Here is a 25,031-nt window from a genome sequence, read left to right on the forward strand (position 1 = left end):
GACCTTGGTGATGTCGCTGATCTGGGCGACGTCGAGCTTGGCAGCCACGCGCGGGGCCACGTTCTTGCCGCTGGCGGTGGCGGGGAACAGGATGTGGCTGTAGTTGCCGGCACCACTGCCATGGAGTGCCAGCACCTGGGCGGCCACGTTCTCGGCGAGGCCGTGGGCCAGGCTGGCGCCGTCGGCGTGGATGACCTTGGCAACGCCGGCGATCTGGCTGGCTTGCTGTGCGGCAGCGCCGGCGTTGTGGCCGGCCACCAGCACGTGCACGTCGCCGCCGCAGGCTGCGGCGGCCGTCACGGTGTTGAGCGTCGCGCCCTTGATGGTCGCGTTGTCGTGTTCAGCGATTACGAGTACGGTCATGTCAGATCACCTTCGCTTCGTTCTTGAGTTTCTCGACCAGGGCGGCCACGTCGGCCACCTTCACGCCGGCGCCGCGCTTGGCGGGTTCGCTGACCTTCAAGGTCTTCAGGCGCGGGGCCACGTCCACGCCGAGGTCTTCGGGCTTGACGGTGTCCAGCGGCTTTTTCTTGGCCTTCATGATGTTGGGCAGCGTGACGTAGCGCGGCTCGTTCAGGCGCAGGTCGGCGGTGATGACGGCGGGCAGCGTAAGGCTGAGGGTTTCCAGGCCGCCGTCCACTTCGCGGGTCACGGCTGCCTTGTCGCCGGCGATCTCGACCTTGGAGGCGAAGGTGGCTTGCGGCAGGTCGGCCAGCGCCGCCAGCATCTGGCCGGTCTGGTTGCAGTCGTCGTCGATGGCCTGCTTGCCCAGGATCACGAGGCCGGGCTGTTCATTGTCGATCAGGGCCTTGAGCAGCTTAGCCACGGCCAGCGGCTGCAGTTCTTCATTGGTCTCGACCAGGATGCCGCGGTCGGCACCGATGGCCATGGCGGTGCGCAGCGTCTCCTGGCATTGGGACACGCCGCACGAGACGGCGACGATCTCCGTTGCCGCGCCTTTCTCCTTGAGCCGCACAGCCTCTTCGACGGCAATCTCGTCGAAGGGGTTCATGCTCATTTTGACATTGGCGATGTCCACGCCGCTGCCATCGCTCTGGACGCGGACCTTGACGTTGTAGTCAACCACCCGCTTGACGGGAACCAGGATTTTCATGGGAGGGTTTCCTTTCAGGATCATTCAGAGTTGATCATCCGCCAGGGCCAGCGTGCTGGCGGCGCCGCCCGTGACGATGTCGCGCAACATCGGCGCCTGCACTAGGACATGCGCTGCGTAGTGGCTGGCCGTGGCACGCTTGGCGCCGAGAAAGCCCGCATCGCCAGATCTCGCCGCGAGTTGCGCAGTGGCGGCTTCGGCCATGCGCGCCGACAGCCAGCCGCCGATCACCGTGCCCGCCAGCCGCAAGAAGGGCACGGCGCCCGCCGCGCACTGCGCGGGTTGGTCGTCGTGGGCCAGCAGCCAGTCGGCCGCGTCCCCCAGCGCACGCGCCGAAGCCGCTAACACGCCGCCGATCTGCGCCAGCGCGGCATCGGGCATCTCGGCCAACCGGCGCGCATCGCCGTCGATGCGGCCCAGCAGTGCCTTCAGCGTGCGCCCGCCCTCGCGCGCCAGCTTGCGGCCAATCAGGTCGTTGGCCTGGATGCCCGTCGTGCCTTCGTAGATGGTCGTGATGCGCGCGTCGCGCAAGTGCTGTGAGGCGCCGGTTTCCTCGACGTAACCCATGCCGCCATGCACCTGCACACCATCGGACGTGATGCCCTGTGCGCTGTCGGTGCACCAGCCCTTGACCACCGGGATCAGCAGGCCGACCAGGGCCAGCGCCTGCTCGCGCTCTTGCGCGTCGGCGTGGCCTGCGGCGCGGTCCATCTGGCCGGCGCAGAAATAGGCCAATGCGCGCATGGCCTCGGTGCGGGCCTTCATGTCCATCAGCATGCGCCGCACGTCCGGGTGGCCGGCGATGGTGGTGCTGCCGCTGAGCAGTGGCTTGCCCTGCACCCGCTCCAGCGCGTAGGCGCGTGCGCGCTGGTAGGCGCGCTCGGCGATGCCCACGCCTTCAAGGCCGACGTTCAGCCGCGCATGGTTCATCATCGTGAACATGCAGGCCAGCCCCTGGTTCGGCTCGCCGACCAGGTAGCCGATCGCGCCCCCGCAGTCGCCAAAGCTCATCGACGCCGTGGGGCTGCCGTGGATGCCCATCTTGTGCTCGATGGAGGTGCAGGCCAGGTCGTTGCGTTCGCCCAGGGAGCCGTCGTCGTTGACCAGGTACTTCGGGCACAGGAACAGCGAGATGCCTTTCACGCCGGGCGGTGCATCGGGCAGGCGCGCCAGCACGAGGTGGACGATGTTCTCGGCCATGTCGTGCTCGCCCCAGGTGATGAAGATCTTGTTTCCGCTGACGCGGTAATGGTCGCCTTCGGGCACGGCGCGACTGCGCAGCGCGGCCAAGTCGGAGCCTGCTTGGGGCTCGGTGAGGTTCATGGTGCCGGTCCAGCGGCCCGCGACCATGGGCTCCAGGAAGCGGCGCTTGAGTGCGTCGCTGCCATGGTGCGCAATGGCTTCCACCGCGCCCAGCGTGAGCATCTGGCACAGGCTGAACGCGAGGTTGGACGACTTCCACATCTCCAGCACGGCTGTGGACACCAGCGTGGGCAGGCCCTGGCCGCCCCATTCGGTGGCAGCGGGCATGCCGTTCCAGCCGTTCTCGCAGAAGCTGGCCCAGGCTTCGCGAAAGCCATCGGCTGGCGTGACCTGGCCGTCGTGCCAGCGCGCGCCCTGCACGTCGCCGGTGCGGTTCAGCGGATCAAGCACGCCGGTGGCGTAGTGGGCAGCCTCCTGCAGGATGGCCTCGACCAGGTCGGGCGTGGTTTCTTCATGGCCCGGCTGGGCACAGATCGCATCCAGGCCTCCGACTTCCTTCATCGTGAACAGCATGTCGCGCAAGGGCGCGGCGTAGGTAGACATTGCTTACTCCTCTTTGTGGGTTCAACCCGTCTGCCCCATAGGGCATACATCCATGCATGACCCTACCCACCAGGACAAGGCCCGGTCGATCAACCGCTTCAGGGCGGCTGAATTTCTCAGGCGGCTTACGACGCGATTAGTTGGTATGACAAGATTTCTAGAAGCCGCTGAAGCGTGTGAAGTTCTCGACCGGCTCACGCTCGGTGCGCACGCGGTTCACCACGGCCGCCGGGTCGGCATAGCCCAGTGCCATGCCGCACAGGACCATCTGCCCGTCCGGGATTTGCAGGGCTTCAGCCAGAAGGCGCGGGTAAAGGGTCCACGCCATCTGCGAACAGGTATCCAGGCCTCGTGCGCGGGCCGCCAGCATGATGTTCTGTAAGAACATCCCGTAGTCCACCCAACTGCTCTGCACCATACGCCGGTCCAAGGTGAAGATCAAACCGACCGGCGCATCGAAGAAGGCAAAGTTGCGTGCATGTTGAGCGCGCATGGCATCCGTATCTCCCTTGGAGATTCCGACTGCGGCATAAAGAGCGAAACCGCACCGACGCCGCCTGGTCAGGTAGGGCTCGAAGAACTCGGCCGGGTAGATGTCGTATTCGGACTGGTGCTCTCCCTCTTCATGGTGAAAGGCGTGCAATACACGGTCGCATAGGCGCTTCCTCGCCTCGCCCGCCACGGCAATGACATGCCACGGCTGGGTGTTGGTGCCACTGGGCGCGCTGGCTGCCACCGACAGAATCTGGGCCACCGCTTCTTGCGACACCGGGGTCGGCAGAAAGGCGCGCACGGAACGACGTTCGCGCATCACCGCATCAATCAGCATGTTGCGCAAAGGCACGGCGCAGACAGACATTCACTCTCTCCTGGTTGCTGGGCTATTCGGGTGAGCACACCGACATGCCGTTGCCGAAGAAGCATTCATGCGAATGCATCGATGCCGAACGTCCACGGGTCGTCCCTGGGTGTGCTACCAAGCGGTATTCTGGGCACTCGGCACATACGCGTCTTGCCCGCCAGTGCATGGCGAGTTGACTTTGTATGCACAAGGCAAAATCCGGTTGACCGCAGCCGGACGCTACATCGTTAGCGGGCCGTTTTCTTGGTGTAATTTCGGATTCAGCGCCAGCTATCGTTGCTCCCTTTGACCATGTTGAAACCCGTCGTCACTGTTCCTGTTTTTGCCGTGCATGGCCTGCTCGACGGCGCGCGCAGCAAAGGACTGGCCACCGAGTCCTGGCTGGATGGCGTTCTGGCGCAGGCCCGCATCGCCGAGTCGCTGCTGCATCTGGAGCAGTCGCGTGTGACCATAGAGCAATACATCGCACTCTTCAGTGCCGTGAAGAACAGCTTGGACGACGAATGCCTAGGCCATCTACACGGTCGGCCGTTGCGCTGCGGCAGCTTTGCGCTGATGGCTCGCTCTACGCTCGGGGCCAAGACGCTGGCAGCCGCCTTGCAGCGCGTGAGTGCATCCTTCGCCCTGCTGCAGGACGACGTGGCGCTTGTGCCCGTCTCTGATGGCTTGCTCAAGGGTGCTGCTCTGGACGTGCGCCACGCTCTGGGCAAACATTCAGACTTCCTGCACGGGCTGCTGTTGCGCGTTTTCTGGCGTCTGCTGGTATGGCTGCACGGCGGCCGACTGGTGCCCAGAGGGCTCGATTTTGCCTTCGAGCCACCGCCGCGTGCCGCAGACTATGCCCAAATCTTCTCGGGCACGTTGCGGTTCGGGCAGGCGCGGTCGGCGGTCTGGTTCGAGGCATCCGCATTCACGCAGCCGATGCGCCGTGACACCGCCGCGCTCCAGACCTTTTTGCGTGCCACACCGGGCAACCTGATCGGCCCGCGTCTAATCGAGCGGACAGCCAGCGCGCGGGTGCGCGCGCTATTGCAGCAAGCGTGCCCGGAGTGGCCCGATCTGACTGTCGCCGCGCAGCGCTTGCACATGTCGGTCAGCGCACTGCAGCGGCATCTGGCCGTGGAGGGCAAGTCCTTTCAGGTGCTGAAGGACGAGTTACGGCGCGACATGGCGATCGTTCGGTTGACCAGCACCGATGCCGCGCTGAGCGCCATCGCCGCCGAGTTGGGGTTCGCCGACGGCACCGCCTTCCAGCGGGCCTTCAAGTCATGGACCGGCAGCACGCCAGGCGTCTATCGTTCGCGCACCCAAAAAACGTAGCGCTGCTTCGACGCGGTCGCACTCAAAGCGACGAGCACAGATGCCCGCCATCCACTGGCACGCAGGCGCCGGTCATCCACGACCCGGCCTCGGTCGCGAACAGCAGGAACAGACCGTTGAGCTCCTCCGGCTTACCCAGGCGGCGCATCGGGATGCGCTTGATAAGCGCCTTGCCATGGTCGGTATCCCACATGGCATCGGTCATCTCGGTGTCGATGTAGCCCGGCTCGATGGCATTGACGCGAATGCCGTGGCGCGCCCATTCGAGCGCCAGGCTCTTGGTCATGTGCACGACTGCAGCCTTGGACGTGGCATACAGCATGGCGCCCGGCATCACGCGTTCGCCCAGGATCGATGCGATGTTGATGACTGAGCCTCCCCGCCCCGCATCCACCCAGCGCTGCGCGGCACGCGCGGCCACCAGCCACACGCCGCGCACGTTGGTCTCCATCAGCGAGTCGAAGTCGGACGCAGGCAGCGTGAGCGACAAGGCGTCGTTGGAAGCCCCGGCGTTGTTAACCACCACGTCGAGGATGGTGCCCGAGGCGTCTATCTCGGCGAAGGCGTCGTCGATGGACTGCTCGGAAGCCACATCCATTTCCAGCACCGTGACCTGAGGCGAACCGAGCTTTTCGAGTTCCTGGGCGAGTTTGTCGAGCCGCGCCTTGCGCCGCGCCCCAATCACTACCTTGGCCTTGCAATCAGCAGCCAGCCGAGCGAAGTTCTCGCCCAGGCCCGACGAGGCCCCCGTGACCAGCACCCGCTTGCCTGCCAGCATTGCACCCAGATCCATCATCGTCTCCTTGCATCTTCAGTTCGCCGTCGATGCCGGGAGGTTAGCGCAGGGCCGCTCGGCTGCGGGGTTGCCTCGCTCCCCCATCCGTCGAAAGAGGTGCCTTGTCAGTTGATCGAGACCATCCGTCATTGCCGCGCCAAGCACCGCTGCCTACGATTGCCTGTATGCCTTGGGTACCCTGAGCGCCGCACGAAAGCACGCCACGGTGTCGACGCTCCGGTCCCGATGGGCTGCGGCGTCTGGGGGCAGATTCAGGAGACGACAAGTGCTGCAACAGTCACCCATGGGTTGGTCCATCGACCATGCGCCCATCGAGGGCAGGATAGATGCGACGGAAGCGATCCTCAAGGACTCCTTCCAGCGCTGGAGTCTTTCCTCCCCGGCGAAGCCTGCTGCATTCCAGGCGAAGTTGCGGCGACACGAACTCGCCGGAGCCTCCTTGGTATGCACCGTGACCGGTGCTTGCGTCGAGCAGTCTCCTCCTGGACATTCGTCATTCGACGATGAGTTCTGCCTGGGGCTGCAGCTGAACCTGAGCGGCCGAGTACAGTTGCAGCAGTGGGACACGCCAATCTGCGAGGGCGACATGTTCCTCTGGCGTACCGATCAGCGGCAAGACTATGAGGTGCTGGAACGAACCCACAGCGTGTCGTTGATGATTCCCTGGCAGCTCATGCGCGAGCATCTACCGGGCCGCAAGCAGCCGCCCGCAGCCTGCCGCATTGACAGTCACACAGGCGTGGGCTCACTGCTCAGCCAACACCTGATGGGGTTGGCAAAGGAGATCGGCGCCGTGCCGCCCTCCGCCCACGTCGCCCTTTGCCGCACGGTGATCGGGCTTCTGGACATTGCGCTGCCAGAGCCGGAGAGCGCCACTCGATTCACGGCCATGGCCGCGTTGCGCGAACGAGTACTTGCCTACATCGCCCAGCATTTTCAAGAGGATGACCTGAGTCCGGCACGCATCGCCGCGGCGCACGGTATTTCACTGCGTTACCTTCATGCGCTGTTTGCGCAGGGCGATACCACGGTGGTCGGCCACATCCTGGAAAGCCGATTGCAAGCGTGCTGGCGGACACTCGTTGACCCGGTCTGCCGGCATCTGCAGGTCTCGGCGATCGCCTTTCACTGGGGCTTCAACTCCACCAGCCATTTCTGCCGCGCATTCAAACAACGCTTTGGAGTGTCGCCCAGCGATGCACGCGGCATGACTGCTCACGGCTCCGCCATCGGCCCGGTCGAGTCAGCCGGGCTTTCCCTTGCACACGCAAAGTCAACTTGCCATGCACTGGCGGGCAAGACGCGCACGGGCTGAATGCCGACCATATGCCCTGGACAGACTGAGAACGCAGAGATTCGACGCTTCGCCCGCCCCGTTGTGGGTATGCGGGCATGACCCGGGGCCGCATCGCTGGCCAAGTTTTCAAACCTTCATCGTACAAACCTTCTGAGGAGCGCTCCCATGCTGCCGCAATTGCACCGTCAACCCTGGATGGACAGCGACATCGAGACCTTTCGCGACCAGGTGCGCCGCTACATCGCCGCCGAGATGGCTCCGCACCTGCCCGCTTGGCGCGAACAGGGCTACGTCCCGCGCGAGACCTGGCGGCCCTTCGGCGAGATGGGGTTCATGCTGCCCGAAATGCCCGAAGCCTACGGCGGCACCGGGGCCAGCATTGCCTACCAGCTGGTGGTACAGGATGAGTTGACCAGAGCGGAAATGCCCAACAACGTCCAGGTGAACAGCATCGCTGCGCACTACATCATGGACTACGGCACCGAGGAGCAGAAGCAGCGCTGGCTGCCCAAGCTGAGCAGCGGCGAGATGCTGCTCGGCATTGCGATGACCGAACCCGGCTGCGGGACGGACCTCAAGGCCATCGCCACCCGCGCGCGCCGTGATGGCGACCACTACGTGATCGACGGTGCCAAGACCTTCATCACCAACGGCTACACCTGCAATCTGCTGATTGTGGTCGCACGCACCGGCGAGGCGGGCAGCCGAGGCCTTTCGCTGATCGTGGTGGAGACCGAGAACCTGCCAGGGTTCCGCGTGGGCCGCCTGCTCGACAAGATCGGCCTGCATGCGTCGGACACCGCCGAACTCTTCTTCGACGGGGTGCGCGTGCCGGTCGATCAAGTCCTGGGGGGCGTCGAAGGGCTTGGTTTCAAGCAGTTGATGGGCCAGTTGCCCTACGAACGCATGACCATCGCCGTGCCTGCGGCGGCCATCATCGACCGGGCCCTGGAACTCACCGTCGAATACACGAAGGAGCGCAAGATTTTCGGCGCACCGCTGTTCGAGATGCAGACCACGCGCCACAAGCTGGCCGAGATCGCCACCACCGCTCACGTGGTGCGCACCTTCGTCAACGACTGCATCCAGCGGCTGCTGGACGGAAAGCTCGACGCCGAAGCCGCGTACATGGCCAAGTGGTGGTGCAGCGAGCAGCAGTGCCGCGTGGTGGACGAGTGCCTGCAGATGTTCGGCGGCTACGGCTACATGTACGAATACCCGATCGCGCGCATGTACACCACCTCGCGCGTGCAGAAGATCTACGGCGGCGCGAACGAGGTCATGAAAGAACTGATTGCGAGGAAGCTGTGAACGCCTCGCACACGCTGCAAAAGCCACTGCACGGCGTCCGTGTGGTGGAGTTCGAAGGGATCGGGCCGGGCCCGCTCGCCGCCATGATGCTGGCCGACATGGGTGCCGAGGTGATTGCGCTGACACGGGCCGAGCAGGCCGCCGGGGCGCAGCCGCTGGGCGGGGCGGCGGCCAACCCGCTGCACCGGGGCAAGACGGTCGAGATCACCGACCTGAAGTCGCCCGGCGGCAAGGCGCGCGCCCTGGATCTGATCGGCCAGTCCGACGTTCTGATCGAAGGCTTTCGCCCCGGCGTGATGGAACGGCTGGGGTTCGGCCCCGCCGAATGCGCGGCGCGCAACCCCAAGCTGGTCTATGGCCGGATGACGGGCTGGGGCCAGGACGGCCCGCTCTCCCGGGCCGCTGGCCACGACCTGAACTACGTGGCGCTGACGGGCCTGCTGTCGCTGTCGGCGCGCAAGGGGCAGATGCCCATCGTGCCGCCCTCGGTGCTCGGGGACGCGGCCGGGGCGCTGGGCATGGCCTTCGGTGTCGCCTGCGCGCTGGTCGATGCGCGCGGTAACGGTAGGGGCAGTGGCCGCGGCCGGGTCGTGGATGCCGCCATCATCGACATCGTGGCCATGATGGGCACGCTGGTGCATTGGATTCGCGCCAATGGACAGATCGACGGCACGAAGCCGAGCCCGTTTCACGATTCGCCGTTCTATGACGTGTACGCCTGTGCCGACGGCGGCTTCATCAGCCTCGCGGTGGTGGAGCCCGCGTTCCACGCACTGCTGCTGTCGAAGCTGGGCCTGACGGACGTGAACCCTGCCGACCAGTACGACACGACGACGTGGCCAGCGCTGAAGGAGCGCATTGCGGCCCTCATCCGCAGCCAACCCAGGGCGCATTGGTGCGCGTTGCTCGAAGGCAGCGACGCCTGCTTCGCGCCCGTGCTCAGCCTGGCCGAGGCGGCGCGGCATCCGCACAACGCGGCACGGGGCATCTACCAGACCACCCCCTCCGGCGCCATCGAGGCGGCCCCGGCCCCACGGTTCCAGGCACTCAACGCAATTACTTAGGAGACCAGAAAATGACCAGCACCACCCAGCCCATCCGCGGCTGCCCGTCCACCACGGGCAACGAACGCCAGCTCAACACCACGACGCTGATCCGGCACGCCGCGCGCACCCACGGGGACCAGGAGATCGTCTACCGCACACCCGATGGCGGCTGGGATCGCTACACCTATGCCGACTGCTACGCGCGCGTCTGCCGCAGCGCCAATGCGCTGCGCGCGCTCGGTGTCGAGCCGGGCGACCGCGTCGGTGTGCTGGACTGGAACAGCCGGCGCCACTTCGAGCTGTACTGGTCCATCCCCGGCCTGGGCGCGGTCATGCTGCAGATGAACCTGCGCCTGGGCGCCGAGGACCTGGGCTACGTGGTCGGCCACAGCAAGGTGTCCTACGTTTGCGTGGACGAGTCCTTGCTGCCGATCGCCGAATCCGTCGCAGCGAACTCGCCCCAGATCAAGGGCTGGATCGTGATGACCGACAAGCCGCTGGACCAGATCAAGACTACGCTGAAACCGCTGCTGCACTACGAAGACCTGCTGGCCGCTGCTGACGCCAAGATCGACTGGCCCGAGATCGACGAAACCTCGGCTTACAGCGCCTGCTACACCACCGGCACCACGGGCAAACCCAAGGGCGTGTACTACTCGCACCGCGGCATCTACCTGCACTCCACGGGCATGGCCACCAACATGGGCATGACGCTGGATGACTGCGTCATGCTCATCACGCCCATGTTCCACGGGCAGTGCTGGGGCTTACCACAGGCCGCCACGCTGCTGGCCGACAAGATCGTGCTGCCGGGACGCTACGCTGCCGAGGACACCAAGCCGCTGGTCGACACCATGATTGCCGAGGGCGTGACCATCACCAACGGCGCACCGGCCATCTTCCAACCGATGCTGCAGTACATCGAGACGCTGCCGGTCAAGCCGGACTTCAGCCGCATGCGCATGCTGTCCGGCGCGAGCGAGCCGCCGCTGTCGATGATGATCGGCTTCCACGAACTCACAGGTGCCGAGGTGGTGCACGGCTACGGCGCCACCGAAGCCACGACGCTGGTGACCGTCAACCGCCTCAAGCCCACGTTGAGGAAGCGCTTGACTCAGGACGAGCGGTGGAATCTCAAGCGCAAGCAGGGCCTGGTCCTGACCGGCGTGGACATCCGCATCCTCGATGCCAACGACCGGGATCTGCCGCACGACGGCCAGTCGGCCGGCGAGATTTGCCTGCGCGGCCCCTGGATCACGACCAGTTACCACGACATGCCCGATTCCGGCGATCGCTTCCTGGAGGGCGGCTGGTGGCGATCGGGCGATGTCGGCACGGTGGACGAGAACGGCTACCTCAAGGTCACCGACCGCATCAAGGACGTGATCAAGAGCGGTGGTGAATGGATCTCTTCCATCGACATGGAAAACCTGCTCATGGGCCACCCGGCCGTGCGCGACGCCGCGGTTGTCGGCATTCCTCATGCGAAGTGGCAGGAACGGCCGCTCGCCCTGGTTGTGCTGAAGCCCGGCCAGCAGGCGACCCAGGAACAACTGCAGCAACACCTGACCAGCGCTTTCGCCAAGTGGCAGTTGCCCGACCAGGTCCTGTTCGTCGAAACCATCCCCAAGACCAGCGTCGGCAAGCTTGACAAGAAGCGCATACGCGTCGAGCACGCGGGCCGCTACACCGAGTGAGCCAACCCTTTGCTACAGGAGAACAACATGAATGGTCATGAACCCGTTATCGTCGGTGCGCTGCGCACCCCCGTGGGTAAGCGCGGCGGACGCTTGCACAAATGGCATCCCGTCGACCTGATGGCCGAGACGTTGCGCCAGTTGGTCGAGCGCTCCGGCATCAACCCGGCGGATCTAGACGACGTGATCGTCGGCTGCGTGCTGCAGTGGGACCAGCAGCACGGCAACCTGGGGCGACATGCCGTGTTGGCGGCGGGGCTGCCAGAGTCCGTGCCGGCGGTGACGGTCGATCGGCAATGCGGCTCAGGCCAGCAGGCGGTGAGTTTTGCCGTGCATGGCATTCAGGCGGGCGCCTACCAGTTGGCCATCGGCGGGGGGGTGGAGTCGATGTCGCAGGCGCCGCTGCCGCCGTCGTTCAAGCCCGGCGCGCCGCTCGGTTCGCAATACAGCCCGCGCGAACTGGCGCGCTACCAGGACAACCCGCTGATACCGCAAGGCGTTTCGTCGGAGTTGCTGAACACGCGCTTCGGCATTACGCGCGAGACCCTGGATGCCTCTGCCGTGCGCAGCCATCGGCGCGCCACCGAGGCGATGCAGGCCGGCCGCATCAAAGATCAGCTGGTGTATCTGACCGAGGACCCGGCCGACCCGAACAGCCCGGTCGTCGCGGCCGACGAGGGCGTGCGCGCCAACCCCGACCCCGAGAAGATGGCCACGCTGAAAGCCGTGTTTGCCGCCAACGGCACCACCACCGCCGGCAACTCGTCGCAGGTCAGCGATGGTGCCGCCGCGCTGTTGATCGCCAGCCGCGCCTATGCCAAGCAGCACGGCCTGAAGCCGCGTGCGCGCTTCGTCAGCACCGCCGTGGCCGCCGCCGACCCGGTGATCCAGTTCACCGCCGTGCTCGACTCCACTCGCAAGGCACTGAAGGAATCGGGCCTGACCATCAACGACATCGACCTGTTCGAAGTCAACGAGGCTTTCGGCGGCGTGCCGCTGATGTTCCAGCAGGAATTCGGCGTCCCGGACGACCGCCTAAACGTCAACGGCGGCTCGATGGCCATCGGCCATCCGCTGGGCTCCACTGGCGCGCGCATGCTCACCGACCTACTGTACGAGCTGGAGCGCCGGGGCGGCCGCTATGGCCTGCAGACCATCTGCGAGGCTTCGGGCACGGCCAACACCACCATCATCGAGCGGCTGGCATGAGCGGGGCCAACATGAGCGAATCCAGCGAAGTGCTCGTCGGCCGCGAAGGCGCCATCGTCACCTTGACCATCAACCGCCCGCGCGCGAAGAACAGCCTGAACCGCGCGGTATTCGATGGCCTGTGCGCGCAGTTGGCGCAACTGCGCGACGACGATGCCGTGCGAGCCGTCGTCATCACCGGCGCCGAGGGCGTGTTTTGCGCGGGCGCCGACATCACGGCCTTTGAAGTGCTGCGCGCTGCGCCGCTGCTGGGCGACCGCTCGGCAACGGGCTGGGACTTTTTTGCGGCGCTGGGGCGCTTCCCCAAGCCCGTCATCGCGGCGGTGGAAAAGGTCGCGCTGGGCGGCGGCACGGAACTGGCGTTGGCCTGCGACATCGTGGTTGCTGGCGAGTCCGCCAAGTTCGGTGTGCCGGAAGTCAAGCTGGGCGCCATTCCCGGTGCCGGCGGCACCCAGCGCCTGGTTCACGCCATCGGCAAGTCCAAGGCGATGGCTCTGCTGCTGACCGGCGATTTCATCGACGCCCGCAAGGCCTGCGACGTCGGCATCGTCGCCGAAGTGACTGCTGACGGTCAGGCCCTGCCGACGGCGTTGGCGATGGCCAGCCGGATTGCGGCCAATTCGCCGCTGGCCGTGGCGCTCGCGAAAGATGCGGCCTTGGCCAGCTTTGAAACTCCGCTCGCGCAGGGCCTGGAGCATGAGAAGCGCAATTTCGTTGTCGCTTTGCGTTCGGCCGACAACCTGGAAGGGCAAGCGGCATTCCTGGGCAAGCGCACCCCCAAATTCACCGGCCAATAACGCCTGTCTGTCATCTTCAAGGAAAAACCATGCAACTCAATTCCGGCATTTCTGCCGTCATCACCGGGGGGGCTTCCGGCCTGGGGGCCGCCACGGCCCGGCGTTTGGCCAGCCATGGCGTCAAGGTCGCCATCTTCGACATGAACGAAGCCGTCGGCCAGGCGTTGGCCAGCGAGCTTGGCGGTGTTTACTGCAACGTGGACGTGACGTCCGAGGAGCAGGTGGACGCGGCCTTCGCCAAAGCCCGTGCCGCGATCGGGCAGGAACGCATTCTGGTCAACTGCGCCGGCACGGCCGACGCCGTCAAGACCGTCAGTCGCGACCGGAAAACGGGCGAGATCCGCCCGAGTGCGGTGGATCGCTTCAACCGCATCGTGCAGATCAACCTGGTGGGCACGTTCCGCTGCATTGCCAAATCGACGGCGGGCATGCTGGCGCTGGAACCGCTGGCCGACGGCGACCGCGGCGTCGTGGTCAACACCGCTTCGGCCGCTGCGGTGGACGGCCAGGTCGGCCAGGCCAGCTATGCCGCCAGCAAGGCCGCCGTCATGGGCATGACCTTGCCGATCGCACGCGACCTGATGGACGAAGGCGTTCGCGTCAACACCATCCTGCCGGGGATCTTCGGCACCCCCTTGCTGCTGGCCCTGCCGGACAACGTCAAGCAGGCGCTGGCGGCCAGCGTGCCCTTTCCCAAGCGTTTGGGCGACCCCGATGAATTCGCGCAGGCCGTCGAGTTTCTGGTCACTTGCGGCTACATGAACGCTGAGTCCATCCGCGTGGATGGGGCCCTCCGCATGGCGCCGCGCTGACGCCTTGAACCCTCGAAGAGCTGCGCATGATGTCGTCAACCCGAGAAAGCCACGCGACGGGAGCCTGGAATGTCAGGGGGTCGGCCACGGGTGCCTGCAAGTCATGGCGTGATGTCGATCCGCAGCTCGGCAGGAGCGTCATTCGCCATGATTGACCTGCATTACGCACCGACACCCAACGGCTGGAAGATCTCCATCCTGCTGGAGGAACTCGGACTTCCCTATACGGTGACTCCGGTCAACATCCGCGCTGGCGAGCAATTCAAGCCGGAATTTCTGGCGATCAGCCCGAACAACCGCATTCCGGCCATAGTGGACCATGCGCCGCTCGACGGCGGCGGCCCGCTTTCGGTGTTCGAGACCGGCGCCATCCTGGTCTATCTGGCCCAGAAAACCAACCGCTTCCTGCCCACGGATCTGCGCGGCTTCACCCAAACCATGCAATGGGTGATGTGGCAGGTGAGCGGACTGGGGCCGATGCTCGGCCAGCATGGTCACTTTGCGCTGTATGCGCAGGAAAAGATCGCCTACGCGATCGAGCGTTACCGCGACGAAGCGGCACGGCTGTATCGCGTGCTCGATACCCAGCTCGGCAAGACCGGCGCCTATGTCGCTGGCACCGAGTACGGCATCGCCGACATCGCCTGCTTTCCCTGGACCATGACCCACAAGGCCCAAGGCTTCACGCTCGACGACTTTCCCCACCTCAAGCGCTGGTACGCCAGCGTGCGCGGCCGGCCCCAGGTGCAAGCGGGGCTGGCGGTCGGCAAATTCGAGCAAGAGCCGCTGGACGACGAAGCGAGAAAGAACATGTTCGGCCACAAGGCCAGGGAGCTGGCGGAACGGAGCGCCATTCCGGGGCGCGAGTAGCGCGATTCCGGAATCCAGTGACGCCCCAAAAACACAGGAAACACCATGATCGAATTCTTCTTCGACTGCTCCAGCCCCTGGACTTATCTCGCCTTTCATAACATCCAGCCGCTCGCCAAGGAGCTTGACGTTGAGATCACATGGCGGCCGATCCTGGTCGGCGGCATCTTCAACACCATCAATCCCACCGTCTATGCCTCGCGCGAGACGCCGGTGCCGCAGAAGGCCCGCTACCTGAAAAAGGACCTAGCGGATTGGGCCCGCTCGACGGGGCTTGCGATCAAGATGCCGCCGACGGTGTTTCCCGTCAACAGCGTGAAGGCGATGCGCGGCTGCATCTGGCTCGGCAACGACATGGCGCCGTTTGCCCGCGCCATATTTGAAGCCTATTGGGGCGACGACCAGGACATCTCGCAGGACGCGGTGCTGGCGCAGGTGTGCCAGCGCGTTGGCATCGAGCCCGCCCAATTCTTTGCAGGCATCGGCGAGCAGGCGATCAAAGACCAGCTCAGGGCCAACACCGATGAGGTGGTCGCGCGCGGCGGCTTTGGCTCACCGACCATCTTCGTGGACAAGACTGACATGTATTTCGGCAACGACCGCATGCCGCTGATGCGCGAAGCCGTGCTGCGCTTGCAAGGGAAGGCGGCCTGATGCCGCAGGCCAGGGTTCACCCATCCATCCATTCATCTCACCACCACCACAGGAGACACCATGCAAAAAAGACAATTCATCACCATGCTTTCCGGCGCCATGCTGACCGGCGTTTCTGGCCTGGTCCGCGCGCAGGGCGCGGGCACCCCGGGCGTGACGGATCGCGAGATCAAGATCGGCTCGACCGGACCGCTCAGCGGCCCGGCCGCAGGCTATGGCGTCGTCGGCAAGACCATGTCTGCATGGTTTGACCTGGTCAACGCCGAGGGCGGCGTGAATGGGCGCCAGCTCAAGCTGGTGCTGGCCGACGATGGCTACAGCCCGCCGAAAACCCTGGAGCAATCGCGCCGCCTGGTGGAGCGCGATCAGGTGGCTTTTCTCGCGGCGCAGATAGGCTCGTCCACTGGGCTGGCGTCGCGCAGCTATCTCAACAACGCCAAAGTACCGCAACTCTTCGTTTCGTCCGGCTCCGCCACGTGGCTGGATGATGCGGCTAAGTTCCCCTGGAGCATGGGCTGGCTGCCCCTGTACACCGACGAAGGGCGCACCCTGGCCAGGCACATCCTGCAGACGCGGCCCAACGCGAAGATCGCCATGTTCTACCAGAACGACGACGCCGGCAAGGATGTGCTGCGTGGCGTGAAGGAGGTTCTGGCTGCCGCCGGGAAGAAGCTCATCAGCGAAGAGTCGCATGAGGTGTCGGATCCGACGGTGGACTCGCAGATCGTCTCCATGCATGCCTCGGGCGCGGACGTGCTGGTGGCGTGGGGTTCGCCCAAAGCCACCCTCCAGTCGCTGCGCAAGACCCACGACATCGGCTGGCGCCCGGCCATCTACATCAACCCGAGCGCATCTTCGGTGCCCGCGGTGCTGACTCCGGTGGGGCTGGACAAGGTCAAGGGCATCATGAGCGCCGCGTTCCTCAAGGATCCGAGCGATCCGACCTGGAAGGACGACCCTGGTGTCCTGGCCTGGCATGCCTTCATGGACAAATACAACAAAGGCGCGGCCAAGGAGTACCTCACCGTGCTCGGTGCCTGCCTTGGGCAAGTGACAGTGCAGTTGCTCAAGCAGTGCGGCAACGACCTCTCGCGCGAGAACATCATGCGGCAGTCGCGCCGCCTGGACATGGATTTGCCCATGATGCTGCCGGGCCTGCGTGTCAAGACCAGCGACGCCCGCCCTCACCCGATACCGGACATGCGCATCCAGCAGTTCGACGGCACGAGCTGGAAGGTGATGCCGTCCTGACGGGGCGAGCGCAGCGATGGAACCCATTCTTTCCGTACGCGACCTGACGATCCGCTTCGGCGGTGTCGTCGCGCTGGACGCCTTCTCGATGGACGTGCCCGAGGGCTGCATCTTCGGCCTGATCGGGCCGAACGGCGCTGGCAAGACGACCTGCTTCAACTGCATCAGCGGCCTGTACCAGCCCACCCACGGCAGCGTGCGCTTCGGCCAGGCCGAGTTGACGCGCCTGCCGCGCCACGGCGTGGCACGGCTGGGTCTGAGCCGCACCTTCCAGAACGTGGCGCTCTACCCCTCGCTCACGGTGCGCGAAAACGTGATGGTGGGTGCGCACGCGCGGCTGCCGGTGTCGATGCTGGGTGCCGCGCTGCGCTCGCGCGCCGTCCGTGCCGCCGAGGAAGAAATCGCGCACTCGGCTGACGCGGCCCTGGCCACGCTGCGGCTGTCTGACTATGCCGACCGGGGCGTGGCGGAACTGCCAGTGGGCATCCAGCACCGCGTGGAAATCGCGCGGGCGCTGGTGACGCGGCCCAAGCTGCTGCTGCTCGACGAGCCCGCCGCTGGCCTCACCGCTGGCGAGGTCGATGAACTGCGCGACGTGCTGCTGCGCCTGCACGAGGAGTTGAAGCTGACCATGGTGGTCGTGGAGCACAACATGCGCTTCGTGATGAAGACCTGCTCCGACCTCGCGGTACTGAGCTTTGGCCGCAAGCTCGCCCAGGGCTCGCCCGAGGAAGTGGCCAACAACGACGCCGTGCTCGATGCCTATCTGGGAGGTGTGCTGTGACCCAACGGCTTGAAATCCGCAACCTCGCGGTGGCCTACGGCCGAACGGCGGTGGTGCATGGCATCGACCTGCACGTGCAGGCCGGCGAGATGGTGGCGCTGCTCGGCGCCAACGGCGCGGGCAAGACCTCCATCCTGCGCGCCATCAGCCACCAGCAGGTGACTGCCAAAGGCACGCTGCGCTTCGAGGGCCAGGACATCATCGACATGGCCGCGCCCGCCATCGCCTCGCTGGGCATCGCCCACGTGCCCGAAGGGCGCGGCACCTTTGGCGACCTGACGGTGCTGGAGAACCTGCGCGTGGGCGCCATCCACCGCCGCGACAAGGACGGCATCGAGCAGGACATCGCCCGGATGCAGACGCTGTTTCCCAAGCTGTCCAGCCGCGCGAAGCAAGCGGCGGGCACGCTCAGCGGCGGCGAGCAGCAGATGCTGGCCATCGCGCGCGCGCTGATGATGCGCCCCAAGATGCTGCTGCTGGACGAGCCTTCGTTCGGCATCGCGCCGCGCGTGACGCAGGAGATCTACGAACTCCTGCACCAGTTGCGCGAAACCGAGCACCTCACGGCGCTCATCGTGGAGCAGAACGCCCAGGTCGCGCTGAACCTAGTCAACCGGGCCTATGTGCTCGAAAGCGGGCGCGTCACTGCCCAGGGCACCGCAGCCGAGCTGCGCGAAGACGACGCCGTGCGCCGCAGCTACCTCGGCCACTGATCAAAAAGAGGTTCATCACCATGCAAGCATTCCTTCACCAGATAGCTTCGGGCCTGGCGGCGGGCGGCATCTATGCCAGCCTCGCCATCGCGCTCGTGCTCATCTATCGCTGCACTTCGTCCGTCAACTTCGCGCAGGGCGAACTGGCGATGTTCTCCACCTATATGAGCTGGGCGTTGGTTCAGGCGGGCGCATCATGGTGGGTGGCCTTCGCCGTTGTGGTCGTGGGTTCCTTCCTGCTCGGGCTGGCGCTGGAGCGGGTCATCTTCCAGCCCCTGCGGCACAAGCCGGTGCTCTCGGTCGTGGCGGCCAGCATCGCGCTGCTCATCATCTTGAACAGCCTGGTCGGCTGGCTGTTCGGGCATGAGATGCTGGAGTTCGCCACGCCGTTCGGTGGCGTCCTCAGCCGTGCCGAACCCTATCTGTCGGCCCACGAGGTCGGCGTTCTGCTCGTCACCCTGGCCGAACTGGCGGCGGTATTCGCGTTCTTCCGCTTCACCCGGTTCGGCCTGGCGATGCGTGCGGTGGCGGTGAACGCGCCGTCGGCGGAACTGTCGGGCATCAGCACCAACAAGGTGCTGGCCGTGGGCTGGGGTCTTGCAGCGGTGGCCGGTGCCGTGGCGGGGCTGATGGCCGCGCCCATCGTGTTCCTGGAGCCGTCGATGATGATGGGGCCGCTGATCTACGCACTGGCGGGCGCGCTGCTGGGCGGCATCGCCAGCCCTGTGGGCGCCGTGGCCGGGGGCTTCGCCGTCGGGGTACTGGAGAACCTGCTGGGCGCCTACGTGGTCGGCAACGACCTGAAACTGACTTGCATCATGCTGTTGATCATCGCGATGCTGGTCTTGCGGCCCGCCGGGATCTTCGGCAAGACGGCCCAGGTGAGGGTGTGAGCATGAGTACCATGAACGCCCCACTCAACATCCGCCCGGCGGCATCGCCCACCTGGTTGCGCTGGACGGCCTCGGTGGTCGGGCTCGCGCTGCTGGCCTGGTCCTTTAGTTGGCAAAGTTATCCGCTGTACGTGATGACGCAGGTGCTGATCTACGGCATCGCCATCATGGGCCTGAACCTGCTCACCGGCTACACGGGCCAGATCTCGCTCGGCCACAGCGCCTTCTTCGCCATCGGCGCCTACGCCACGGCGGTGCTCTCGCACCACCTGGGCTGGCCGTTCTACGTGGGCGTGCCGGTGGCGGCGCTGCTGTGCTTCGCGGTCGGCTTTCTTTTCGGGTTCCCGGCACTGCGGCTGCCGATGCTCTACCTGGCGCTGTCCACCTTCGCGGTGGCGGTGGTGACGCCGCAGGCGCTCAAGTGGAAGAAGATCGAGTGGCTGACCGGCGGCGTGGCGGGGATCGTCCTGGAAAAGCCCGTGTTCCCAGGCATGCTGGCCGACCGGACGGACTGGGCCATCATGGCTTGCGTCGCGGTCTGTGCGCTGTGCGCCTTCCTGCTGGCGCGGCGGATCCTCGGCGCGCAGTTCGGCCGCCTGGTGGACGCCTCGCGCGACCAGCCGCTCGCGGCGGCGGCGGGCGGGCTCGACATCACCGCCCTGCGCACGCAAATGTTCGGCCTCAGCGCGGCGTTCACCGGTCTGGCCGGCGCTCTGAGCGCGGTGGCTACCCAGTTCGTCGCACCCGAGAACTTCCCCTTCCTGCTCTCGGTGTCCTTGCTGGTGGGCAGCTTCGTGGGCGGGGTGCGCAGCCTGTGGGGCGCCTTCCTGGGGGCGGCCTTCATCGTGCTCACGCCCAACCTGGCCGAGAGCGTGTCGCAATCCGCCCCGTGGATGATCTTCGGCTTCGCACTGCTCGCGATGGTCTTCCTGGCACCCAATGGCTTGAGCGGCTGGATCACCGGCCTCTGGCGCAGCCGCGCCAATTCCTCATCCACCCGACCGTAGGCGCTTTCCATGCAGCCCGTCTTCGTCGCTGGCACGGGCATGACCCGTTTCGGCAAGCACATTGACTGCGGTCTCAAATCGCTCGCCGCCGAGGCGATTGGCGAAGCCATCGCCGATGCGAGTATCACTTCGTCCCAACTGCAGGCGGCCGACATGGGCAACGCCGCTGCCGGTGTCATGGCCGACCAGGTGCTGATCCCCGGACAGGTGGCGCTGCGCGGCATGGGCATCGGGCGCATTCCGGTCGTCAAGATCGAGAACGCTTGTAGACGCATCACTTGAAGTGAGTGCTCGATATGCTGCTGGCTTCAGATAACAGATAAGCCCTGTTGCCGTCGGATTTGCCAGGATACACGGCCGTCATGTACCTGCGCAGAAATCGGCATACCGAGTCGTTGTTCGATGACAGGCCTCCATGGCACCAGGCTGAACCCCATGCCGTCATCGAGCATGGCGTAGCGCCCGCTGGCCAGCATGACGCTGCGGCGGTAGATGCCGGCCACGCGCTGCCCGTCGGCCGCCGTGCGATGTTCCAGTCCGGTGTCGGCGGCAATGTCCTTCGCGGCCTGTGCCACCTCCCGGTTGCGCAACGTGCCCAGCAGATTGCGCACCAGGATCACGCGCTGCCCGCGCCGCTCGGCCAGCCCCTGTTCGGCCAGGAAGTCGGCGCGCTGCTGCATTGCCCGCTTGGCCTCGCCGCCAAAGCCCAGGTCGCCCAGGACCGAGCCGCCGCCGATCAACTGCTGGTCAAGCCAGGTGGCCCCGACCACGCGGGCCTGCCGCTCGATGGGCAGGTGCGATTTCAGCTCCACGGCCACGCCGCCCAGGCGCTGCGCGTCGTAGCGACGGCCCTGATCGGGCAGGTCGCCCGGCACCTTCCATAGCCCTTCGGCCACGCGCTCCACGATGCCTGCCCGGCGCAGGGCTTCCAAGCGCCGGACGTGGGCCGCGACGACTTCCTGCGGATCGCGGCCCGGTACGGCCTGGCCCTGCGCGATAGCAAGGTGGTGGTCGGTGCGGTACAGGCCATCGCTCGCCAGCACGGCGATGTTCTTGTCAGCCGCGCGCACGTCGGCCGATCCCTTCACCTCCACCACGGCGCCGGTGGGATAGTTCGCCAGCTCGTCGCGGGTGTTGAGCGCGACGTAGTGGGCCTTGCCGTCCACCCCGTCGATGACCAGATAGCCGCGGTCGCGCAGCTCGTCGGCCAGCCCCTTCGCGGCCACGCGGCCGAGAATGGTTCGGCTATCGTCGCCCGGCTCGAACACCGCCAGTTCGCGCGGCTCGCCGCGCATGGCACGCTGCATGGTGCGGATGATGTCGCCACGCTCGCCCAGGGCGCGCAAGGTCTTCTCGGCATCGGCATGGACGGCCCAGGTGCCCGGCTGCGCCTCGTCGGCCAGTCCCAGGCGCTGCAAGCGTTGCAGGCGGCCGATCAGCAGCAGGCGTTGGCGTTGCAGCTTCGGTTCGTTGAAGCGTTCGATCTGCACCCGGCCGTCTTCGCCGGCCTCGCGTTGCAGCGTGCGATCCAGGCTCGTCCACCGCTCCTGCTCCACCTCGCGTTGCAAGGTCTGCTGGATCTCCAGTTCGGTGCGCGGCCCCAGCCATTCGGTCGCCAGTTCAGCGGCACGATGGCGGAATCCATCAGCGATGTAGTCGCCGGCGATGATGAGGTCTTTGCCGGTGTCGTCGCGCCCGCGCACGATCAAATGCGTGTGGGGGTTGTCGGTGTTCCAGTGATCCACCGCCACCCAATCCAGCCGCGTGCCCAAGTCAGCTTCCATGCGGTTCATCAGATGCCGCGTGTAGGTGCGCAGGTCGTCCAGTTCGGCCCCGTCCTCGGGCGAGACGATGAAGCGGAAATGGTGCCGGTCGTCGGCGCAGCGTTCCTTGAAAGCATCCAGATCGGCTTCGTCGGTCTGCGGCCCATAGGCCCGGCCTGGCTCGCCATCACGGCCCACACCATCGCGCTCGATGTAGCGCAGGTGCTTGGCGAGCGATTGCGGGCTGGCCCGCTGCTGGTTGACCAGCAAGGTTTTGATAGTCACACGCCGCGACATGGGCGTGAGCTTCGCGCCCGCAAACCGCGCCGCCGTATGGCCGCGCCCCAGGCGTGAGCCGGGCCGCTGGCCGGTGGCCTTGCCGCCGATGGCCGATGCCGGACGGCGCACCGAGGACTTGCCGCCACTGGCCTTGCCGGCCTGCTGGAGCACCTTGGAAACGAAGCCCTGGCCGCGGTTTTTTGGAGCGCTGGGGCGGATGCGGAAATCGTCGTCGCGGCGGTTGATCATGACTTCTCTCCCTGAAAGCTGGGGCGTAGTCCGTCGTGCGAAGCACGCGGACAAGCCCATATCGACGCGGGCCACGCGCCACAAGCAGCACGGCGGCGAAGCCGCTGCGTGCCGCGCCGCCCCCACGTGCAGACAGGCTTTCGACGCGGCCCGGTGCCGCGTCCTTTTGTCTTGCCTTCCGCATTTGCCTCCCGCATCCGCTCCCGGCAATCGCGGCCCGGTGGCGCTGCTGCACCAGCAGCCAGCGCGCCGGCGAACGCGGATACGGCCGCAGGCCGGGCGCGTTCGAGGCAAGACGCCTGCACGTTGGACGGCTGCGCCGGAGACAGCGCGAAGTGCGGTGCGAATGCACCCGCACTGCACGCGCGACGACACGGCGACGACCAGCAGGACGACACGCCCGATGGCACGATGAGATGCATGGCAACGTGCAGCGAATCGACGGCCATCATGGGCGGGATTCCAGCCAGATCGGATGCGCGACGCCGATCACGGCGGATGCGCTGACCGGCCCGAAATACCGGCTGTCGAACGACGCCGGGTTGGTCACGCTCAAGAGGAACAGTTCGCCAGGCCGAAGCTGGCGGCACTGCCGCCAGGAAGGCAGCGGACGGCCCAGCCGGTCGGCGGGCAGCACGGCGGCCACCGGCACGCCGTCGATCCAGACCAGCGCATCAAACACGCACACCGTTTGCGGCGCGACGGCGCCCACGCGCTTGAGCAGCGGCACGCGCGCCGGCAGGTAGCGGCGCTGCGCGGCCAGCGCGGCGGTGTCTGCCGGCAACGTGGTCAAGACGATGCTGCCAACGGACAAAGGCTGGTGCAGCGAGTCGGTACGCTGGTGGAGCGGTTCCACGCGATACCAGCCGACCGCCACGCTGTCGGACGGGTTGTAGATGATGCGCGGCAGCGGATGCACGAAGGACGCCCAGGCCAGCGCAGCGAGGCCGCAGGCAGACAGGCACGCGAGCACGATGCGAGCGCGCAGGCGTGAGCGAGGACGCGGCGCGGTGCCGACAGTCGAAACGGCGGTCATGGCAGCGCCCTCCCGATGAGCCATCCGGCGTGCCGCTCGGCGGTGTATTCGGGCAGCGGCAGGCGCGCAGCGAGCCGGTTGGCGAGCGTGCGCCAGTACGCGGGTGAAGCGGCGGATGGCGCGATCCCCAGCGCCTCGATGGCGTCGATGCGCTCCAGCACGGCGCGCACCTGGTTCTCGCCCTCGGTGTGCAGCAGCAGGCGTGCGCCCGGCTGCACACCGGGGATGCGCTGCGCCGCGTCCAGCGGCGTGCAAGCCTGCATCACCATGAGCTGCCAGCGAACAGTGCCGTAGTCGGTGGACTGCCAGCGAATGCGGCAGAACATGGCATTCGGCATGAATACGGCGAGACTGCGCCAGCGGTCGAGCCGCAGCGTGCGCGCCGGTTCGCCGAAGCGCAGGTAGAGCTTGAAACGGTGCTCCAGGAAGGCCAGCGAAACGCGCGTTAGCGGCGTTGATGTTGGCCCCGTCGCGTGTGCTAGGAGTGGCGGCGACGGTGCAGCCGTGGCCGCGAAGGCAACAGGCGCGGGGGCAGACGAAGCGGATGCGGTCATGGTGTGTTCTCCCTGCGTTGTTCTGGAAACTCGCGCTCCAGCAGGCCGCGCAGCAGTTCGGCCACCGTCACGCCTTGCGTGAACGCCGACACCTTGATGCGCGCCCGCATTGCGGGCGTGATGTCGAGCGTCAGGCGTGCGGTGTAGAGGTCGCCCTTGCCCAGCGCATCGGCGTCGCCCTGGCGAATCCACGCCTCGGCGTGCGGATTCGCGGGCGGACGCGCGCCGATGCCGACGCGCTTTGTCGTGCGCTTGCTGGCGGGGCTGCTCATGTCGGCCACCGCAGCAGTTCGTCCACCAGTGCGGTGATTTCGCGCGCGGCGACGCTGTCCGGCGCCGTCTCGCGTGCCAGCCGGCCAGCAGCCACGCTGTCGGCGAACACGATGCGTTGATGCACTTCCGCGCGCAGCGCAGGAAGCGGCTGCTCGGCCAGCGCGCCGCGTGCTTCGCGTCCGATCACCGTGGTGCTCACGCGCCGGTTGATGACGAAGGCCGCGCGCAGCGCAGGCCGAAACACCTGCGCCTCGCGGATCAGCGCCACCATCTCGGCGCTGGCCCACAGGTCGTAGGGGCTGGGCTGCACCGGGATCAGCACGCGCTCGGCCGCCAGCAGCGAGGAGCGCGCCAAGGCGGCGATGCGCGGCGGCCCGTCGATGACGACGTGATCGGCCCGCCTGGCGAGTTCTGGCGCTTCCTGGTGCAGCGTTTCGCGTGCGAGGCCCACGGCGCTGAACAGCCTTGGCAAACCTTGCTGGCTGCGGCGCTGCGTCCAGTCCAGCGCGGAGCCTTGCGGGTCGGCGTCCAGCAACACGACGTGTTGGCCGCGCATCGCCAGCTCGCCAGCGATGTGGGTAGCCAGCGTGGTTTTGCCGACGCCGCCTTTCTGGTTGAGCAGCGCGACGATCATGGCC

The 25,031-nt window shown here is 66.3% G+C and carries 25 protein-coding genes and 1 pseudogene; 16 read left to right on the forward strand and 10 right to left on the reverse strand.

The annotated features are described in order from the left end of the window. From AC5I49_RS10435 to AC5I49_RS10450, 4 genes and pseudogenes are all read right to left on the reverse strand, one after another. Positions 1-363, reverse strand: a pseudogene (locus AC5I49_RS10435) (electron transfer flavoprotein subunit alpha/FixB family protein); the annotation flags it as partial. A 1-nt stretch (position 364) separates the two neighbouring features. Next, positions 365-1,114, reverse strand: a complete 750-nt coding sequence (locus tag AC5I49_RS10440; protein ID WP_035884627.1) for an electron transfer flavoprotein subunit beta/FixA family protein — start codon at positions 1,112-1,114, stop codon at positions 365-367. A 24-nt stretch (positions 1,115-1,138) separates the two neighbouring features. Beyond that, positions 1,139-2,920 (reverse strand): acyl-CoA dehydrogenase, encoded by a 1,782-nt coding sequence (locus AC5I49_RS10445; protein ID WP_016452523.1) that lies wholly within the window; start codon positions 2,918-2,920, stop codon positions 1,139-1,141. 157 nt (positions 2,921-3,077) lie between these two features. Then, the gene (locus AC5I49_RS10450; protein ID WP_016452524.1) at positions 3,078-3,779 is read right to left on the reverse strand and encodes a nitroreductase; all 702 of its coding nucleotides are present in this window, start codon (positions 3,777-3,779) and stop codon (positions 3,078-3,080) included. Between the two features lie 294 nt (positions 3,780-4,073). Here AC5I49_RS10450 and AC5I49_RS10455 point away from each other — a divergent pair, with 294 nt between their 5' ends. Beyond that, positions 4,074-5,102 carry an AraC family transcriptional regulator gene (locus tag AC5I49_RS10455; protein WP_016452525.1) on the forward strand — a complete coding sequence of 343 codons (1,029 nt, stop codon included), beginning with the start codon at positions 4,074-4,076 and terminating at the stop codon, positions 5,100-5,102. A gap of 22 nt (positions 5,103-5,124) precedes the next feature. Here the strand turns inward: AC5I49_RS10455 and AC5I49_RS10460 are convergent, their stop codons facing one another. Then, a complete protein-coding gene (locus AC5I49_RS10460) occupies positions 5,125-5,895 on the reverse strand; it encodes an SDR family NAD(P)-dependent oxidoreductase (protein WP_271427067.1) in 771 nt (256 codons plus the stop codon). 286 nt (positions 5,896-6,181) lie between these two features. Between AC5I49_RS10460 and AC5I49_RS10465 the strand changes: the two genes are divergently transcribed. From AC5I49_RS10465 to AC5I49_RS10535, 15 genes are all read left to right on the forward strand, one after another. Further along, positions 6,182-7,213, forward strand: coding sequence for a helix-turn-helix domain-containing protein (locus AC5I49_RS10465; protein WP_271427066.1), 1,032 nt, complete (start codon positions 6,182-6,184; stop codon positions 7,211-7,213). A gap of 147 nt (positions 7,214-7,360) precedes the next feature. Next, a complete protein-coding gene (locus AC5I49_RS10470; RefSeq protein ID WP_016452528.1) occupies positions 7,361-8,506 on the forward strand; it encodes an acyl-CoA dehydrogenase family protein in 1,146 nt (381 codons plus the stop codon). Continuing rightward, positions 8,503-9,570, forward strand: coding sequence for a CaiB/BaiF CoA transferase family protein (locus AC5I49_RS10475; RefSeq protein ID WP_271427065.1), 1,068 nt, complete (start codon positions 8,503-8,505; stop codon positions 9,568-9,570). Before AC5I49_RS10470 ends, AC5I49_RS10475 begins: the two co-directional genes overlap by 4 nt. Positions 9,571-9,581: 11 nt before the next feature. Then, the gene (locus tag AC5I49_RS10480) at positions 9,582-11,249 is read left to right on the forward strand and encodes a long-chain-fatty-acid--CoA ligase (RefSeq protein WP_271427064.1); all 1,668 of its coding nucleotides are present in this window, start codon (positions 9,582-9,584) and stop codon (positions 11,247-11,249) included. Between the two features lie 27 nt (positions 11,250-11,276). Then, complete coding sequence (locus AC5I49_RS10485; protein WP_271427063.1) at positions 11,277-12,458, forward strand: thiolase family protein; 1,182 nt, start codon at positions 11,277-11,279, stop codon at positions 12,456-12,458. Between the two features lie 11 nt (positions 12,459-12,469). Continuing rightward, positions 12,470-13,255, forward strand: a complete 786-nt coding sequence (locus AC5I49_RS10490) for an enoyl-CoA hydratase/isomerase family protein (RefSeq protein WP_271427062.1) — start codon at positions 12,470-12,472, stop codon at positions 13,253-13,255. 29 nt (positions 13,256-13,284) lie between these two features. Further along, the gene (locus AC5I49_RS10495; protein ID WP_271427061.1) at positions 13,285-14,067 is read left to right on the forward strand and encodes an SDR family NAD(P)-dependent oxidoreductase; all 783 of its coding nucleotides are present in this window, start codon (positions 13,285-13,287) and stop codon (positions 14,065-14,067) included. A 147-nt stretch (positions 14,068-14,214) separates the two neighbouring features. Further along, positions 14,215-14,937 carry a glutathione binding-like protein gene (locus AC5I49_RS10500; protein WP_271427060.1) on the forward strand — a complete coding sequence of 241 codons (723 nt, stop codon included), beginning with the start codon at positions 14,215-14,217 and terminating at the stop codon, positions 14,935-14,937. A gap of 45 nt (positions 14,938-14,982) precedes the next feature. After that, positions 14,983-15,591, forward strand: coding sequence for a 2-hydroxychromene-2-carboxylate isomerase (locus tag AC5I49_RS10505; RefSeq protein WP_271427059.1), 609 nt, complete (start codon positions 14,983-14,985; stop codon positions 15,589-15,591). Between the two features lie 60 nt (positions 15,592-15,651). After that, positions 15,652-16,842: an ABC transporter substrate-binding protein gene (locus AC5I49_RS10510; RefSeq protein ID WP_271427058.1), complete on the forward strand. Its 1,191-nt coding sequence runs from the start codon at positions 15,652-15,654 to the stop codon at positions 16,840-16,842. A 16-nt stretch (positions 16,843-16,858) separates the two neighbouring features. Then, the gene (locus AC5I49_RS10515; RefSeq protein ID WP_271427057.1) at positions 16,859-17,626 is read left to right on the forward strand and encodes an ABC transporter ATP-binding protein; all 768 of its coding nucleotides are present in this window, start codon (positions 16,859-16,861) and stop codon (positions 17,624-17,626) included. Beyond that, on the forward strand, positions 17,623-18,339 hold the full coding sequence (locus AC5I49_RS10520; protein WP_026062538.1) for an ABC transporter ATP-binding protein: 717 nt from the start codon (positions 17,623-17,625) through the stop codon (positions 18,337-18,339). The genes AC5I49_RS10515 and AC5I49_RS10520 overlap by 4 nt, the downstream gene beginning before the upstream one ends. Positions 18,340-18,359: 20 nt before the next feature. After that, positions 18,360-19,232: a branched-chain amino acid ABC transporter permease gene (locus AC5I49_RS10525; RefSeq protein ID WP_016452539.1), complete on the forward strand. Its 873-nt coding sequence runs from the start codon at positions 18,360-18,362 to the stop codon at positions 19,230-19,232. Positions 19,233-19,243: 11 nt separating this feature from the next. Next, positions 19,244-20,239, forward strand: a complete 996-nt coding sequence (locus AC5I49_RS10530; RefSeq protein ID WP_271427056.1) for a branched-chain amino acid ABC transporter permease — start codon at positions 19,244-19,246, stop codon at positions 20,237-20,239. 9 nt (positions 20,240-20,248) lie between these two features. After that, the gene (locus AC5I49_RS10535; RefSeq protein WP_271427055.1) at positions 20,249-20,521 is read left to right on the forward strand and encodes a thiolase family protein; all 273 of its coding nucleotides are present in this window, start codon (positions 20,249-20,251) and stop codon (positions 20,519-20,521) included. 26 nt (positions 20,522-20,547) lie between these two features. Here the strand turns inward: AC5I49_RS10535 and AC5I49_RS10540 are convergent, their stop codons facing one another. The 5 genes from AC5I49_RS10540 to parA all read right to left on the reverse strand — a co-directional run bounded on the left by AC5I49_RS10540 (position 20,548) and on the right by parA (position 25,027). Further along, positions 20,548-22,530 carry a relaxase/mobilization nuclease domain-containing protein gene (locus tag AC5I49_RS10540; RefSeq protein ID WP_271427054.1) on the reverse strand — a complete coding sequence of 661 codons (1,983 nt, stop codon included), beginning with the start codon at positions 22,528-22,530 and terminating at the stop codon, positions 20,548-20,550. Between the two features lie 448 nt (positions 22,531-22,978). After that, positions 22,979-23,566 carry a S26 family signal peptidase gene (locus AC5I49_RS10545; protein ID WP_012202386.1) on the reverse strand — a complete coding sequence of 196 codons (588 nt, stop codon included), beginning with the start codon at positions 23,564-23,566 and terminating at the stop codon, positions 22,979-22,981. Next, a complete protein-coding gene (locus AC5I49_RS10550) occupies positions 23,563-24,120 on the reverse strand; it encodes a DUF2840 domain-containing protein (RefSeq protein WP_012202387.1) in 558 nt (185 codons plus the stop codon). The genes AC5I49_RS10545 and AC5I49_RS10550 overlap by 4 nt, the downstream gene beginning before the upstream one ends. Beyond that, the gene (locus AC5I49_RS10555) at positions 24,117-24,392 is read right to left on the reverse strand and encodes a hypothetical protein (RefSeq protein ID WP_012202388.1); all 276 of its coding nucleotides are present in this window, start codon (positions 24,390-24,392) and stop codon (positions 24,117-24,119) included. Before AC5I49_RS10555 ends, AC5I49_RS10550 begins: the two co-directional genes overlap by 4 nt. Then, entirely contained in the window at positions 24,389-25,027 is a 639-nt protein-coding gene (gene parA / locus AC5I49_RS10560; protein ID WP_012202389.1) for a ParA family partition ATPase, read from the reverse strand. The genes AC5I49_RS10555 and parA overlap by 4 nt, the downstream gene beginning before the upstream one ends. Between the last annotated feature and the right edge of the window lie 4 nt (positions 25,028-25,031).

This window comes from Delftia sp. (assembly GCF_059499305.1).

What these genes read in the sequence shown, in the direction of transcription:
- AC5I49_RS10460 (WP_271427067.1), bottom strand. Translation starts at nt 5,895, where the DNA reads ATGGATCTGGGTGCAATGCTGGCAGGCAAGCGGGTGCTGGTCACGGGG.
- AC5I49_RS10485 (WP_271427063.1), top strand. Translation starts at nt 11,277, where the DNA reads ATGAATGGTCATGAACCCGTTATCGTCGGTGCGCTGCGCACCCCCGTG.
- AC5I49_RS10515 (WP_271427057.1), top strand. Translation starts at nt 16,859, where the DNA reads ATGGAACCCATTCTTTCCGTACGCGACCTGACGATCCGCTTCGGCGGT.
- AC5I49_RS10505 (WP_271427059.1), top strand. Translation starts at nt 14,983, where the DNA reads ATGATCGAATTCTTCTTCGACTGCTCCAGCCCCTGGACTTATCTCGCC.
- AC5I49_RS10450 (WP_016452524.1), bottom strand. Translation starts at nt 3,779, where the DNA reads ATGTCTGTCTGCGCCGTGCCTTTGCGCAACATGCTGATTGATGCGGTG.
- AC5I49_RS10545 (WP_012202386.1), bottom strand. Translation starts at nt 23,566, where the DNA reads ATGACCGCCGTTTCGACTGTCGGCACCGCGCCGCGTCCTCGCTCACGC.
- AC5I49_RS10470 (WP_016452528.1), top strand. Translation starts at nt 7,361, where the DNA reads ATGCTGCCGCAATTGCACCGTCAACCCTGGATGGACAGCGACATCGAG.
- AC5I49_RS10555 (WP_012202388.1), bottom strand. Translation starts at nt 24,392, where the DNA reads ATGAGCAGCCCCGCCAGCAAGCGCACGACAAAGCGCGTCGGCATCGGC.
- AC5I49_RS10535 (WP_271427055.1), top strand. Translation starts at nt 20,249, where the DNA reads ATGCAGCCCGTCTTCGTCGCTGGCACGGGCATGACCCGTTTCGGCAAG.
- AC5I49_RS10465 (WP_271427066.1), top strand. Translation starts at nt 6,182, where the DNA reads ATGGGTTGGTCCATCGACCATGCGCCCATCGAGGGCAGGATAGATGCG.
- AC5I49_RS10445 (WP_016452523.1), bottom strand. Translation starts at nt 2,920, where the DNA reads ATGTCTACCTACGCCGCGCCCTTGCGCGACATGCTGTTCACGATGAAG.
- AC5I49_RS10500 (WP_271427060.1), top strand. Translation starts at nt 14,215, where the DNA reads ATGATTGACCTGCATTACGCACCGACACCCAACGGCTGGAAGATCTCC.
- AC5I49_RS10540 (WP_271427054.1), bottom strand. Translation starts at nt 22,530, where the DNA reads ATGATCAACCGCCGCGACGACGATTTCCGCATCCGCCCCAGCGCTCCA.
- parA (WP_012202389.1), bottom strand. Translation starts at nt 25,027, where the DNA reads ATGATCGTCGCGCTGCTCAACCAGAAAGGCGGCGTCGGCAAAACCACG.
- AC5I49_RS10490 (WP_271427062.1), top strand. Translation starts at nt 12,470, where the DNA reads ATGAGCGAATCCAGCGAAGTGCTCGTCGGCCGCGAAGGCGCCATCGTC.
- AC5I49_RS10495 (WP_271427061.1), top strand. Translation starts at nt 13,285, where the DNA reads ATGCAACTCAATTCCGGCATTTCTGCCGTCATCACCGGGGGGGCTTCC.
- AC5I49_RS10510 (WP_271427058.1), top strand. Translation starts at nt 15,652, where the DNA reads ATGCAAAAAAGACAATTCATCACCATGCTTTCCGGCGCCATGCTGACC.
- AC5I49_RS10525 (WP_016452539.1), top strand. Translation starts at nt 18,360, where the DNA reads ATGCAAGCATTCCTTCACCAGATAGCTTCGGGCCTGGCGGCGGGCGGC.
- AC5I49_RS10550 (WP_012202387.1), bottom strand. Translation starts at nt 24,120, where the DNA reads ATGACCGCATCCGCTTCGTCTGCCCCCGCGCCTGTTGCCTTCGCGGCC.
- AC5I49_RS10530 (WP_271427056.1), top strand. Translation starts at nt 19,244, where the DNA reads ATGAACGCCCCACTCAACATCCGCCCGGCGGCATCGCCCACCTGGTTG.
- AC5I49_RS10480 (WP_271427064.1), top strand. Translation starts at nt 9,582, where the DNA reads ATGACCAGCACCACCCAGCCCATCCGCGGCTGCCCGTCCACCACGGGC.
- AC5I49_RS10455 (WP_016452525.1), top strand. Translation starts at nt 4,074, where the DNA reads ATGTTGAAACCCGTCGTCACTGTTCCTGTTTTTGCCGTGCATGGCCTG.
- AC5I49_RS10440 (WP_035884627.1), bottom strand. Translation starts at nt 1,114, where the DNA reads ATGAAAATCCTGGTTCCCGTCAAGCGGGTGGTTGACTACAACGTCAAG.